General features: G+C 24.5%; 13 protein-coding genes. 6 read left to right on the top strand and 7 right to left on the bottom strand.

Translation table 11 applies throughout. The features are described 5' to 3' along the window. Window positions 1-220 precede the first annotated feature (220 nt). The gene (gene cobM / locus Q0087_RS08410) at window positions 221-994 is read left to right on the top strand and encodes a precorrin-4 C(11)-methyltransferase (protein WP_297899425.1); all 774 of its coding nucleotides are present in this window, start codon (window positions 221-223) and stop codon (window positions 992-994) included. 237 nt (window positions 995-1,231) lie between these two features. Here cobM and rpiA read toward each other — a convergent pair whose 3' ends face one another. The 3 genes from rpiA to Q0087_RS08395 form a co-directional block, all read right to left on the bottom strand. Then, window positions 1,232-1,900, bottom strand: coding sequence for a ribose-5-phosphate isomerase RpiA (gene rpiA, locus Q0087_RS08405; protein ID WP_297899423.1), 669 nt, complete (start codon window positions 1,898-1,900; stop codon window positions 1,232-1,234). Window positions 1,901-2,230: 330 nt separating this feature from the next. After that, complete coding sequence (locus Q0087_RS08400) at window positions 2,231-2,668, bottom strand: UPF0179 family protein (RefSeq protein WP_297899421.1); 438 nt, start codon at window positions 2,666-2,668, stop codon at window positions 2,231-2,233. Then, window positions 2,668-3,711, bottom strand: a complete 1,044-nt coding sequence (locus tag Q0087_RS08395) for an NAD(P)-dependent glycerol-1-phosphate dehydrogenase (protein ID WP_297899420.1) — start codon at window positions 3,709-3,711, stop codon at window positions 2,668-2,670. The genes Q0087_RS08400 and Q0087_RS08395 overlap by 1 nt, the downstream gene beginning before the upstream one ends. Before the next feature lie 599 nt (window positions 3,712-4,310). Between Q0087_RS08395 and proS the strand changes: the two genes are divergently transcribed. From proS to thiD, 3 genes are all read left to right on the top strand, one after another. Continuing rightward, window positions 4,311-5,729 (top strand): proline--tRNA ligase, encoded by a 1,419-nt coding sequence (gene proS, locus Q0087_RS08390; RefSeq protein ID WP_297899418.1) that lies wholly within the window; start codon window positions 4,311-4,313, stop codon window positions 5,727-5,729. A gap of 125 nt (window positions 5,730-5,854) precedes the next feature. Further along, window positions 5,855-6,532 carry a 2-phospho-L-lactate guanylyltransferase gene (cofC, locus tag Q0087_RS08385; RefSeq protein ID WP_297899417.1) on the top strand — a complete coding sequence of 226 codons (678 nt, stop codon included), beginning with the start codon at window positions 5,855-5,857 and terminating at the stop codon, window positions 6,530-6,532. Between the two features lie 13 nt (window positions 6,533-6,545). After that, complete coding sequence (thiD, locus tag Q0087_RS08380; protein WP_297899415.1) at window positions 6,546-7,340, top strand: bifunctional hydroxymethylpyrimidine kinase/phosphomethylpyrimidine kinase; 795 nt, start codon at window positions 6,546-6,548, stop codon at window positions 7,338-7,340. A gap of 263 nt (window positions 7,341-7,603) precedes the next feature. On the opposite strand, the gene Q0087_RS08375 is transcribed toward thiD, so the two are convergent. Both Q0087_RS08375 and Q0087_RS08370 read right to left on the bottom strand, forming a co-directional pair. Further along, complete coding sequence (locus Q0087_RS08375; protein ID WP_297899412.1) at window positions 7,604-9,310, bottom strand: SulP family inorganic anion transporter; 1,707 nt, start codon at window positions 9,308-9,310, stop codon at window positions 7,604-7,606. Between the two features lie 610 nt (window positions 9,311-9,920). Further along, window positions 9,921-10,943, bottom strand: a complete 1,023-nt coding sequence (locus Q0087_RS08370) for an adenylosuccinate synthetase (RefSeq protein ID WP_297899410.1) — start codon at window positions 10,941-10,943, stop codon at window positions 9,921-9,923. A gap of 1,080 nt (window positions 10,944-12,023) precedes the next feature. Here Q0087_RS08370 and Q0087_RS08365 point away from each other — a divergent pair. Further along, window positions 12,024-12,746, top strand: coding sequence for a hypothetical protein (locus Q0087_RS08365; RefSeq protein ID WP_297899407.1), 723 nt, complete (start codon window positions 12,024-12,026; stop codon window positions 12,744-12,746). Continuing rightward, the gene (locus Q0087_RS08360; protein WP_297899405.1) at window positions 12,747-12,887 is read left to right on the top strand and encodes a hypothetical protein; all 141 of its coding nucleotides are present in this window, start codon (window positions 12,747-12,749) and stop codon (window positions 12,885-12,887) included. It abuts the gene before it with no gap. Between the two features lie 479 nt (window positions 12,888-13,366). On the opposite strand, the gene Q0087_RS08355 is transcribed toward Q0087_RS08360, so the two are convergent. Then, window positions 13,367-14,278: a hypothetical protein gene (locus Q0087_RS08355; RefSeq protein ID WP_297899403.1), complete on the bottom strand. Its 912-nt coding sequence runs from the start codon at window positions 14,276-14,278 to the stop codon at window positions 13,367-13,369. A 157-nt stretch (window positions 14,279-14,435) separates the two neighbouring features. Continuing rightward, window positions 14,436-14,918 (bottom strand): hypothetical protein, encoded by a 483-nt coding sequence (locus Q0087_RS08350; protein ID WP_297899401.1) that lies wholly within the window; start codon window positions 14,916-14,918, stop codon window positions 14,436-14,438. Between the last annotated feature and the right edge of the window lie 49 nt (window positions 14,919-14,967).

Raw genomic sequence — 14,967 nt, 5'->3', positions numbered from 1 at the left:
TATTAGTATTAGTATTAGTATTAGTATTAGTATTAGTATTAGTATTAGTATTAGAAATAAGTTTATTTTGAAATAACTATATAATAATAATTCTTATTATAAATTAATTCAGAGATAATTTAAAATGTTTACACATATAAATAATTAATAATTTCAATTTAATTATAATAATTGAAATATCATGCATAAAACTAAAATTAATTCATAATTATGTGATATAATGAAAGGAAAAGTAATTTTTATAGGTGCTGGTCCTGGTGACCCAAAATTATTAACGATTGGTGGATATCAAGCAATAAAAAATGCAGATATAATAATATATGCAGGTTCATTAGTTAACCCAGAAGTCTTAAATCATCGAAAAGAAGTTGCAAAAGTTTATAATAGTGCATCAATTGATTTAAATGAGATTATAAATATTATTGAAGAAGGAATATCTGAAAATAAAATAATCGCTAGAGTTCATACAGGCGATCCATCTATTTATGGAGCTATTGGAGAACAAATTAGGGAATTGAAAAAAAGAAATATAGATTATGAAATAATTCCTGGAGTAAGTTCTGTTTTTGCAACAGCAGCTACACTTGAATCTGAACTTACATTACCACAAATATCACAAACAGTAATCATAACTAGACCTGAAGGAAGAACACCCAAACCAAAAAAAGAAAGTTTGGCTAGTTTAGCAACACATCAGGCTACCATGTGTATATTTCTTGGAGTTGGAATGATAGAAAAGGTTGTAGAAGAACTAAAAGAGGGTTTTAATGGCCAAGAAGGATATAATGAAAATACTCCTATAGCTGTAGTAAAAAAAGCTTCATGGAAAGATGAATTGATAATTAAGGGAAATTTATCCAATATTGTTAGTAAAGTTAAAGAAGCAAAGATTACTAAAACCGCAATGATTGTTGTTGGGGAAGTTCTAGACCCTGGTGACTTTGAAAGCTCAAAATTATATGATAAAAATTTTAAACACGAATATAGAAAATAAATGACAATTAATATAAAAAAAATGAAATTCAATTAAAAATAAGATAGAAAAAATAAAAAATCATATAATAAAAAAATTTAAAATAAGGAATTATATTTAATAATAATTAAAAATCAAGTGCAATAAATTAAAAATAAGTTAAAAAATTATAATTTAAGAATTATTATATATTTTTCTAAATTATTTCATAATTTTAAAATATTAAATATCTAGATTATTAAATATTTTAGATATTGATTATTTTAAAATCTTTAGACCCTCAGATGTTCCTATCATCACTTGATCAACCATTTGAGAAAAAATACCATTTTCAACAACCCCTGGTATTGAATTTAAATCTTTTTCTAGTTGAATAGGGTTATCAATTTTGGAAAAATCAGCATCAACTATAAAATTTCCATTATCAGAAATAACTGGCCCATCTTTATATCTAGCCATTCTTATTTTAGGATTAGCTCCCATATCTTTAAGTGCTGAAAAAACAGGTTTTTTTGATTCAGAAATAATTTCTAAGGGAACAGGAAACTTTCCAAGCGTATCAACTAATTTTGAGTCATCAGCTATTATAATAAGCTTATCTGCAGAATAATCAACTATTTTTTCTAATGTGTGGGCAGCACCTCCACCCTTAATTAAATTGAATTTAGGATCAATTTCATCAGCTCCATCGACAGCAATGTCGACATCATGTTCTTCTAAAGTGGTTACGGGTATTTTCCAGTCTTTTGCTAAAAGAAAAGATTGATATGAAGTAGGAACTCCCATTACCTCAATTCCTTCCTCTTTCATCCTAATACCAACTTTTTCAATGAAATAATGAGTTGTAGAACCAGTACCTAAACCAATAATTTGACCATCTTTAATTTCTTCTGCAGCTGAAAAACCTGCTATTTTCTTGAGATTCATATTAAACACCAAAAATACTAATAAAAAACAATGAAAGTTATTAAATAATAAAAAGATAAATTTTACATAGATTTAACAATAATTATCAATAAATGAAAAAGATTTAATAAAAGCTTTAATCTGTAGATAAAAGATTTAATAATAAAAACTTTAATACTAAAATCTTAAATAATAAGCTAAGCAATTTAATGATAAAAACTTTAATAATAAGCTAAGCAATTTAATGATAAAAACTTTAATAATAAAATCTTAAATAATAAGCTAAGAGATTTAATAATAAAAATTTTAATAATAGCTAAAAGATTAAATCAATTCTATAAAGACCAAATATCAAGGATGTAATCTTAAACAAACTTTAGTAAGACTAAGGCCTTTAGCACATCCAGAATCATGCTTACCTAGATTTTTAACAATAATACATTTATCACCAGATTTTAACCCATCAGGAAAACATAAATCATAATAAATACAATCAATATCACAACTTGGAGATTCAAAAGAAATATTTGATCCTTCAAAAGCCTTTTTAGAATCTATAAAAGCATCAATATCAGCTAATTCTACTTCAACAACTCTTACAATTCCTTCATTATGAACATTACATTTTTGAGTAATATCTTTTACATTAGTAATAACATATTTTCGTCCTTTTTCTAAAGAATCAACACAGGATGCTTTAAATCTACAACTTTCACATTCTTCAACAGGACCTTCAAATATAAAAGACATCCCTACTTCTGCTAGATTTTCTCCAATTAAAGTTATCATTAAATCACTCCTGTTTTTATAGCTAATTTCTTAGCTGCATCTCTAGAAAGTCCTCTATCACCCAATATTGTATAACGCTCTGGCCTTATTGTGTGTGCCATAACAAGAGCTTCAATAATGTCATCAGGATCGATTCCTAATTCATATGCATTAGTTGGTGCTTTCATATCTTTCAATGCACTTTTTATAATTTCCCAGTCTCCACCATGAAGACTCATCATCATTATAGTTCCAACTCCACATTGTTCTCCATGGAGAGCAGGTTTTTTAGCTATTTTATCCAATGCATGGCTAAATTTATGTTCAGATCCACTTGCAGGCCTACTTGATCCAGCTATACTAATTGCCATACCACTACTAAATAAAGATTTTACAACAAGCCTAGCACTTTCTTCTAAACCTTTTTTAATAGATTTTGATGATTTCATTATTAATTTAGCAGTCATTAAAGAAAGAGCAGCAGCAGATTCACTATATGAATCATTTTGAAGCCTATTAGCTAATTGCCAATCCTTAATAGCCGTATAATTGGAAACAATATCAGCACATCCTGCAGAAAGGAGTTTAAAAGGAGCATTACGAATTATGTTAGTATCTGCTATTACTCCAATAGGAGCTTGAGCAGTTAGAGAAACAGAGCCTTTATTATTTTTAATTGAAGCTAATGGAGAAGCTATACCATCATGTGAAGCCGCAGTAGGTACAGAAACAAAATAAATACCAGCATTAGTAGCTGCCATTTTAGCTACATCAATTATTTTACCTCCACCCACACCAATGATTAAAGAAGTATCATCTAGTTTATTTTCAACTTTTTCTACTGTTTCATATGTAGCTTCATTTATTTTAGAAAGATCAACGGAAAATTCTTGCTTTTCTAAGCTATCAATAGCCATTTCTGCCCCAATTTTAGATGTATTTGGACCAGTTACAACGAGAACATTCCCATTAAAGCGTAAATCTTTACATATGCTCCCAGTATTTTCTATAACACCAGCACCTATATGAACTTCTCTAGGCATCTGAATTTTTTTTGAATCCATAAGTATCTCCTATTATATTATAATATATATTAACCTCCACTAATAAAATAAGTTTTGATTTTTTAGTAAAATTAATAGGATATGTTAAGAATATCAAAAAATCAAAACTTATTTTATATATTTTAACACTACATGAAAAAGTATAAGAAAAAATTATTCATTAAAATTACATTATTAATTATAATTCAAGATAATAATAAATTATTATTTGTAAAATAAAAGCAAGATAAATAGAATATAATTATATATAAATAAATCAATAAAGAATATTTATATTATTAATAGATTATTAGATTATATATTAAATTTATTATCTCTTTTTAATTAATTATTATATTAAAATTATTATATTAAATTATTATATTAAAATTAAGTTATAATGATTAAAAAAATAAAATATTAAGAATAAAATATTAAAATATAATATTAAGAATAAAATACTAAAAATAAATACTAAAAATAGAGATTATATTAAAAATTATTGATAAAAATATAATAATAAAAATAGATATTGAAGATATAGATTATTTTAAAATTATTTATAAAAAATATAAGTTAACAATTAATAAAAAAATTATTTTAAATATCCTGGTGATTAAATGGAAGATTTCAGCCAATGGTTTCATAATATTTTAGAAGAAGCAGCGATAATTGACTCAAGATACCCAATAAAAGGAATGAGTGTGTGGTTACCTAATGGATTTAAATTAAGAAAACATATTATTGAACCCCTCAAAAAATTATTAGATAATGATCATGAAGAAGTATTATTTCCCCTACTTGTACCAGAAGATGAGTTAGCCAAAGAAGGAATACATGTAAAAGGATTTGAAGATGAAGTCTATTGGGTGACACATGGAGGACAAAAAAAATTAAATAAAAAATTAGCTATTCGTCCAACTAGTGAAACAGCAATGTACCCTATGTTTTCTCTTTGGGTAAGATCACACATTGATCTTCCTATGAAGTTTTATCAAGTAGTAAATACATTTAGATATGAAACAAAACATACAAGACCACTTATAAGAGTTAGAGAAATTACAACTTTTAAAGAAGCACATACTGTTCATGCGACAAAAAAAGAAGCAGATGAACAAGTTAAAGAAGCTATCAAAATTTATAAAGAATTCTTTGATATATTATCTATTCCATACATCTTAAGTAAAAGACCTGTTTGGGATAAATTCCCTGGTGCAGATTATACAATGGCATTTGATACATTAATGCCAGATGGAAAAACATTACAGATTGGAACTGTACATAACTTAGGACAAACATTTGCTAAAACATTTGATATTACCTATGAAACAGCTGAAAGTACCCATGATTATGTTTACCAAACATGTTACGGACTTTCTGATAGAGTAATAGCTTCTGTAATTGGCATACATGGAGATGAAAAAGGATTAAAACTTCCACCAGAAATTGCCCCTAATCAAGTTACAATAATACCAATTATATTTAAAAAAGGAGGAGAAGAAGTTTTAGAAATGTGTAATGAAATAAAATCCTCCCTTGAATCTAATGGAATAAGAACTAATATGGATAATAGAGACATTAGACCAGGTAAAAAGTTTTATGAATGGGAATTAAATGGATCCCCAATAAGAATCGAACTTGGACCAAGAGATCTTGAAAATAAAAAAGCAATTATTGTTAGAAGAGACACTCTTGAAAAGATTGAAGTTGATTTAGAATCAGATTATGTTTCAAAAATTGAGGATTTATTTATAGAAATTTCTGAAAACATGCAAAAACAAGCATGGGATAAGATGAATAATTCTATTGTTTCCACAGATAACCTAGAAAATGTTAAAGAATTAATTAAAGATGAAAAAATAGTTTCATTTTCATGGTGTGGAGATGAAGATTGTGGAAAATCTATTGAAGAGATAACTGAAATAGATATACTTGGAACACAATCAGAAAATAGTGATTACAAAAATTCCAATGAATCAAAATGTATTAATTGTGGTAAAGAAGGCAAATTTACTGCATTAATGGCTAAAACTTATTAAATAATATTAATTTTGAATTGAATTGGAATAAAAATTAATGAACACTAAAAAAATAAAAAAGACAACCCCCATGGATAAAAAAAATAAAAAATTAAACAAATAAATATTAATAGAGAGTAGATAAAATGGATGAGATATATGCAATCATACCAGTGTCAAAATTTTCAAATGCAAAAACAAGATTATCTCCCTTTTTAGAATTAAAAGAAAGGGAAAAACTTCTTAAAGCTATGCTCAAAGATGTAACAAAAACATTGAAACCAGTCGTTGATGAAATTGTTATAATAAGTGCGGATAAAGAAGTATTGGAATATGCAAATAAGCTTGAGGTTTTAACACTTGTAGAAAATGAAGGCCTAAACTTAAACACAGCTATTTCTCAAGCCATGGATTGGTGTAGACATAAAACTAAAAAAGTAATCATTGTTCCATCAGATATACCACTTATATCTAAAACAAATATTGATGCATTGATAGAATCAGCCAAATCACTTGATTTTATAATAGTTCCTTCTAAAGGAGGAGGGACAAATGGCCTAATAATTAAACCATTAGCTATTGAAATGAATTTTGGAGAATTTAGTTTCAAAAAACATGTGAAAGAAGCTAATAAAAATGGTTTTGATCCTGTAATATATGATTCATTTTATATGTCACTTGATGTTAATATAACTGAAGACCTTGGAGAAATAATGATCCATGGTTCTGGATGTGAAACACAGAGCTTTTTAAAGAAATTAAAAATAGATGTTGAATCTATCCATGGTGCTGAAAGATTGAAAGTCACAAGAGAGAATAAATAAAGAAGATGATTAAATGATGGGGATTTCAATAGCGGGATTAGATCCTTCTGGAGGAGCAGGAATAATAGCAGACATAAAAACATTTTCAGCTCTTGAAATTCATGGAACATCAGTTATAACAGCATTAACAGCTCAAAATCCTAGTGAAGTTTTCTCATTAATGCCTATAGATAAAGGATATATTAAAGAACAATTTGATTCAATATTTGCAGAATATGGAGAAAATATTAAATATGGAAAAACTGGAATGTTATACTCTCCAGAAATAATTAAAACTGTAGCTAAAAAAATAAAAGAATATGATATTAATATTATTGTAGATCCAGTTATGGTTGCAAGTGCTGGAGAATCTCTCCTAAAAGAGAAAAAAGACATGAAAAATTCAAAAGAAACAATAGCTAATGCTCTTAAAAAATATATTCTCCCACAAGCAACAATTACAACACCCAATATTTCTGAAGCAGAAGTTTTAGCTGGAATGAAAATAAACAATCCAGAAGATGCGAAAAATGCTGCTTATGAAATTGGAAGAATTTGTAATGTTATAATAACTGGTGGACATCTTAATGGAATTAATACTATCTTTAATAAGTTTAATGATACATTGAAAACGATTGAAAAAAGCCTTATTAATACTACTAACACACATGGTAGTGGTTGTACTTTTTCAGCTGCTTTAACTGGTTATTTAATTAAAAATAATGATTTGAATAAGGCTATTAAAAAATCATTGGATTTTACAGAAATAGCTATAAAAAATGGACAGTATGGAACATTAAAACAAAACAATTGTTTAGGATTAAAATGATTGAAAATAAAAGATATAATTATCTTAAAACAATAAATTAACATAATGAAATTAAAACTCAAATTAATTAAAAAAGAATTATAATAAAAAATATAATAAGAAATATAATAAAAAATAAAATAAGAAATATAATAAAAAATTAAATTAAAAAATATAATAAGAAATATAATAAAAAATAAAATAAAAAATAAAATAAAAATTATAATAAAAAATATAATAAGAAATATAATAAGAAATATAATAAAAAATAAAATAAAAAATATTTATTTTTCTTTTTCAACATCATATTCTTTCTTTTCCCAATTATTTACAATATCATCAATAGTTGGATAAATTCCTTTATACATATTTAACTTTTTATTCAATCCCATTTTCCATAGTAATTTTCTAACTGGAGAATTTAAATGTGCCAATCTTAATTCAATACCTTTTTTAGCTAAAGTATCATTTAAAAGCTCTAAATTTTCAGCTCCTGCCATATCTAAATAATCAGTATTACCCATATCCAAAACCAAAACAGAAATCCCTTTTCTATATTTTATTCTTTTTAATATTTCATTATCTATATTTTCAGAATTAAGAAAAACCTGTGCACCATCTATTCTAAGTATAAGAATATTAGAAATTGATTCATCAGGTTCATGGAATTTTATATCTTTATATAATTTAGTACCTTTAACACGCCCTAACTCAACAATATGCGGATTGTATATATTATATAATATTCCCAAAACAGAAATTATAACTCCAACAACAACACCTTGCAATATTCCTAAAAATAAAACTCCTCCTGCTGTAACTAAAGCATATATAAGTTCTTTTTTACTTATTTGATAATATCTTTTTAGTTCCTTTAAATTAAAAATCTTTGTAACAGCAACTATTATAATAGCTGCTAGAATAGTTTGAGGAAGATTACTAAAGAATTCTGTGAAAAATAAAATTACAATAATTACAATTATAGCGGAAAATAAGCTTGAAAAAGGAGATTGTGAACCAGATTCTTCATTAATTGCAGATCTTGAAAAACTTCCACCAACAGGAAAACCTTGAGCAATACTAGAAGAAATATTAGCTAAGCCTAGAGCTAAAAGCTCTTTATTACTATCTGCAGAATCATCATCTCTTTTTAGACCCATTATTTTTGTAGTTCCCATACCTTCAACATAACTTAAAATAAAACAAAATGCAGCTAAATTAACTAAAAGCCCTAAATCCACAGAGGGTATTTTTGGAATTTGAAAATTAGGTAATCCTGCAGGGATATTACCAACCAAACTAACACCCAACCAGCTCAAATCAGTGAAAGAAAATAGTAAAATAGGTAAAGCTACAATTATTAAAGCATTAGGAAGTTTAGACAGGTATTTTTCACTTAAAATAAGATAAGCTATTGCTACTACCCCAATAACTAATGTGATTATATTAATTTCATAAAGATGAGTTCCTATGAAAGCTATTCTATCAAAAAATCCGCCAGTTACAGCACCATCAATACCCATCAATTTAGACAATTGTGTTGCCATTATATATACGGCAGCACCAGCAGAAAAACCAGTTAAAACACTTCTAGATATTATTCTTGAAATAAATTCCATATGAAGTAGCCAGGCAACAATAGAAAATATTCCAACCAATAGACCAACAAAAGAAGCAATAGCCCAAAAATTAGACGGATTAATTATAGTTATAGTTCCAATTGTAGACCCTACTAAAATAGATATTGCTGATGTAGGACCAACAGAAAGTTGATTAGAAGTTCCAAAAATAAAATAAACAATTAAAGCAGCGAAAGCAGCATAAAGACCTGCTTGAGGAGGTAAACCTGCTAAAGAAGAGTAAGCTATAGCTTCAGGGATAGTTATTGCCCCAACTGTAATTCCAGCAATAACATCTAATCGAAGAAAGCTTTTATTATATGTTTTTCCCCATTTAAGAATTGGAAATAGTTCCTTAGCACTTTTTAACATGATATTCCACATTTTAAAAAATCTTTAATTGAAAATTCTAATTTTAATGGAAAATTCTAAAATAAATTATATAATGAAATAATAGTTTATTAATAAACTATTTTTGTTAATTAAGTAATAAATAATTTATGTTAACATATAAATAATTTCTATAAATTAAAATAATATTTTTATATTAAGTAATAATTAAAATAACAGAAAATTGAAAATAATTATATTTTAAAATTAAAATTTTATAAATAAAATATAAAATATTATTTTACTATAAAAAGTATTCCAATATAAATTATATACAAAAATTATCCTAATATAAATTATATACAAAAATTATCCTAATATAAATTATATACAAAAATTATTCTAATATAAATTATTTTAATATAAATTTAATCTAAGATTAAGATATTTAAAAAATAGTTTCAAAATAGTTTAGGTTTAATATTATATTACTAAATATATAGAAATAATATAGAAAATAAAATTTTATGAATATAATATAAAAAATAAAATTTTGTAGAATATAATTTATAATATAATAAAATAAATATATTCTTTTTTAAAAAACTGATATCTTCCATTAAATAAAGTAAAATAATTAATAATGAGTTATTTATAATAACTCTTTTCTTAAATCGATTGTATCTTTTAAATCCGGACCAGTTGATATTATTGTAACTGGAACACCAGTTTCTTTTTCGATTTCATCCACAAAACTCTTAGTTTCACCAGAAAGGGAAGAATAATCCTGAGTTCTCTCACAATCGGGGAAAAGACGATCTACACATGTTAAAGCAATTTGTGTTGCACCATTTATCATACAAGCTTCTTTAGCTAAATCCATATCAAAGAGTCCTACTCTTCTTCTTCTTCCTGTAACAGTCCCATATTCTTCAATACCCATATCTTCAGCTTGATCTTGTGGCATCTCAGATGGGAAAGGACCTTCACCTACTCGAGTAATGTATGATTTAAATACAATAATTACATCATCTATTTTAGTTGGACCAACACCCACATCCGCTGCAAAAGTACTTGCAGTGGTATCTTTACTAGTAACAAATGGATAAGTTCCATAATAAAGAGAAAGTCCAAAACCTTGAGAACCTTCAATAAATACTTCTTCACCAGCATCTATAGCTTCATTAACTTCCAAAGGAACATCAGTTATATAATTTTCAAGTTCAGGTAAATCTTGAGCCATTTTAGCTGTTCGAAGAACCCTATCAGAATTAGCTGGACCACAACCAGTTCCAGTACTTCCAATTTTTTTAAATAAATGTTCAGAACCTTGATCACGTTCTTTGTGCTCAGAATCTATCATAGAACATCTATAATCCATAAAAGACCTGCTTTTAACATCATATTTATTAAGATAATCTAACTCATGGAAAAATACTTCAGGATCAACAAGAACCCCTGCACCAATAAGAAGTTTTGCCTCCCTATTTACAAAACCTGAAGGAGTAAGACGTAAACCATATTTTTCACCATTAAATTCGACTGAATGGCCAGCATTGGGTCCAACTCCAGCACGAGCTATTATACTAGGTTTATCATTATCACAGAGATAAGTTATGCATTTTCCTTTACCTTCGTCTCCCCAAGCTCCACCAACTAAAATATTACAAGTCATTTAAATCTCCTAAGCCATTAAATAATTATCAAACTTAAATTTTATATTATAAGATTATTATTAATTAAATTTATTGTTTTTGTAGAATATTATTTATTTTTCTACAATATTATATTTTATTTATATAGGATATTAAGCTATTTGATTTTATTCAAATATTTTTTAACTTAAAATCAAAAAAATCAATCCAATTATAATATTTAGAATTATCCTATATTAAGTTAATTGTTATTAATCAAAAATATAAAATATAAAATAAAATTATTTATTATTTTTAAAAATATTATTCATAATTAATCTATTATTTATAATTATATTTTTTAATTAATTATATATAAATAAAAATTAATTTAGTAAAAATTAATAATAAAATATTAATATAAAAATTAATACAAAATATGGCAATAATTTAATATCACATAGTGTAAAATTAACAAAAACTAAAAATATATGTTATTATCAAAAGTTATATTTCTAAAAAGTTATTTCTGTATCAGAATAATGATTCATAGATATATATTCAAAGTATATTGATTAATATTTTTTATTATAATAAAATATAATGATTATAAATATACTATATCCCATTCCTATTATAAAAAATATGATAAAAATAATAGGAATATACTAAATATTGTATAAAAAAATCCGAATAATATAGATAATATATAATAAGAAGGATGTTTTTATGTACACAATTTTTTTATACTATTAAAATTATATCTAAAAGATATTAAAAAAATATTTTTTATTATTAAATTTTTTATTAAAATTAAATCTTTTATTAAATTTTTTATTTTAATATAATTCATTTTAGCAAAATTATTTAAATAATATTATTAGTTATTTATAAACTCAATTATCTAAATAATAATACGTTTACCTAAATTTGTATTAAATAAATTTATTAATCTAAATTTAATCAGAAGATAAGATATATATGTAATCAATTACAAATGATAAAATATAAATTTCATTTGATAAAATAAATAAAACATTGAAAAACTATTAAAAATTTTTATAAATAAGGGGGAACTACATCTGAATATTAATAAAACAAAAATTGGAATATTTACAATAATGATAGCATTCTTCATACTATGCTCAATATCAGCAGCATCTGCTCAAGGAACATATGGAAGTAATGGATTTGAAGTAACTGATTCAAATGCAGATATTTTTACGCAATTAAGTGCAAATAAAGGAATTTATACTATTGAGAAGAATAAGGTTCCTAAAAAATGGAAAGCATATGAAAATTACACATTTCAAGTAGCTAAAGGGAATAAAATTAAATATAAAGCTTCCATAAATAGTGCCGGTGATGTTTTAGTATCTAATTTAAAAGGTATGAAAGTCAGTGGAGCGACTATAGATTTTGGAGATGGAACTAAAAAGAAGACTACTGGGTGGATATACCACACATATAATAAAGCAGGTTGGTATATTCTTAAAGTTAATCTTAATGGTAGTTGTACAGGTTATAATCTAAATCTTGGTAGCTCACAAGAAATAAAAGCAAAAGGAAAAATAGTTAATGGGACTAAAATATACCTTGTTAAAGTTACAGATGCTCCTCAATTATCATTGACCACATCACCATCAATATCTGCAGGATATTACACTAAAAAGAACTTTAAAAAAGGAAATATTGATTATTTAGTAATTAAAGTTGCTAATTTAGGTTCAAAGACTTCAAAAGCTAGTAAAATAACTATGTGGTATCAAAAACCAGGAAGTAGTAATTTTGGTAAGGTTTATTCAAAATTAAAAAAATATACAACAAGTGCTTACATTAAATAATTGAAACCTGGAAAAGCTACAAAAGTAGTTTTAAGATTTAAAATTCCAAAAAAATATTCTAAACTTGTTAAAAATTTAAGATTAGGCAGTACCAGTTTAACCCAAATAAGTAAAAGAGATGCATTATATAATATTAATTAGATGAAAATCTATTTTATTATATCTTTTTTATTTTTTATTCAAATATCATTTTTATTTTTCAATTTTAAAATTAAAATCTCCTAAAAAAATAATTAAATAATTAAAGATAATTTAATTTTCATATTGACTATTTTTATAAATTTTAAAAATATTATATTAAAAATTTATTTAGTTACTATTGATATATTATAATTTTTATATCCACTATTTTTATAAGTTAATTTTTTCATATGATAGGCAAACAGTTGCCTTTTTCCATAATTAATTTTATATAATAAAAACAATCTAATAATAATTGTATAACCCTATAATCACACTTATGAACAATTATTATAACCCCTTTCTAATTATAATATTGTTAATTATAAAAATGATTAGGGTTATACAATATTTATTATAAAAAAAGAATATTTAGACCATATAAAACATTTTAAACAATGCAAAAATAATTATTATATATAAAATAAAAAAAATAATATTCAATTAAAATCTTCAATATTTATTTTTATGAAATCTCGAGCATCAATAGTATTCTTTTTATAAATTACTATATCATGTAGAAATTCATATTTTTTCCCAACTTCTATAATTGATTCAATAGCCCAAAAAATGTCTATAACTTTAAAAACAGAACATTTAATATTATTTTCTTCAATATTTTCATTTTTAGGAATATTTAAATCAAAATCAACCTTAATCTTTCTACCAACACAGTCTTTTTTAAGTTCATCAATAACAAATGGTTCGATTATTTCTATAAATTCATCTAAATTTTCATTAAAGTTATCAACTGCAGAATCAAGCCATTTAATAAAAATGAATCCTTCTTCTAAATTTCCAAACTCGTTAGTTATATCCCTTTTAGTAATATTTTCAAATGAGATAGTAGTATAATAATCAGTGAAAATACCAATTGCTTCATCTAAGGTAAATAATTCATTTTTAAATCTTTTAAAAAAGTTATCATTAATAGCTAATTTGTCATTGCCACTAGGATATTTCTCCTTTTTAGTACCTATATTAAAAATAATATTTTCATTATTATCTAATTTAATAGAGTTATCATCATCTAAAGAATTCACTTTAATATTACTATCATTATCTAAAGAGTCCATTTTATTATTATTTTCATCTAAAAAATTTATATCATCTTCATAATCTTTGTTATTGTACTCAGTAGTATTATGTCCTAAAACATAATGTTTAAATTTATTATTTTTATAAACTCTTTCTTCAATTAGTACATTACCATTATAATTTATACATTGAAGATAGCTACAATCCCCTCTTTCTAATATAAAAAATGAATCAATATTCTCAAGATCATTAAGATAATTAGCTATATCTTCAATATTTATATCTTCAGATTTAAGATGTGAATTATTTCTCATGATAAAAAGTCCTATTGATATATATTAATAAAAACATTAATAAAAGTATCATTATATTTTTAAAATAGGAGTTTTATATAAAAATAGTTCTTAAATAAGGGAATTCTTTTATTTTTTTATATGTTCAATGAAAAAAATAATGATATAATAATTTTAGTTAAATATTACTTAAAATCTTTTTAGCTAATTTTTCATGGCCATTTACATTCCATATTCCTAAATAAATACAATCATTATTAATTGGAACATAATATTCAATTGAACCACTATTTTCTGTTAAATAAGCCTCTTTACCATTAATTTTTATCTTTTCATAGCTATTAGAATTATTTTTTATTAAAGACTCAATCTCTTCAGATGAAAAATTTTTACCAACTGATATCATAACTGAATATGATGAATCATTTGCCCAATAAATCTTATTAAACGACTCACTATCATTATAAGAATTATTCAAATGCAAATCACTAGGAATATTAAAATTATACCCCCCAAGATCATCAACATAATAACTAACACCATCAAAATTATCAGAAAAAGAATTAAAAGCAAATATTACTAATATAGCAAACAAAATTATTGTTACAACTGAAAACATAGCTAAAAATTTCTTATTCTTAGAATTAATAATATCACACACCACAAAACATATAATAATAATATTTAATAAAAAAAATATTAGAAAAATT

Source organism: uncultured Methanobrevibacter sp., from assembly GCF_937881195.1.
Taxonomy (GTDB): Archaea; Methanobacteriota; Methanobacteria; order Methanobacteriales; family Methanobacteriaceae; genus Methanobinarius.
This window is presented reverse-complemented; position numbering and strand designations above follow the sequence as displayed.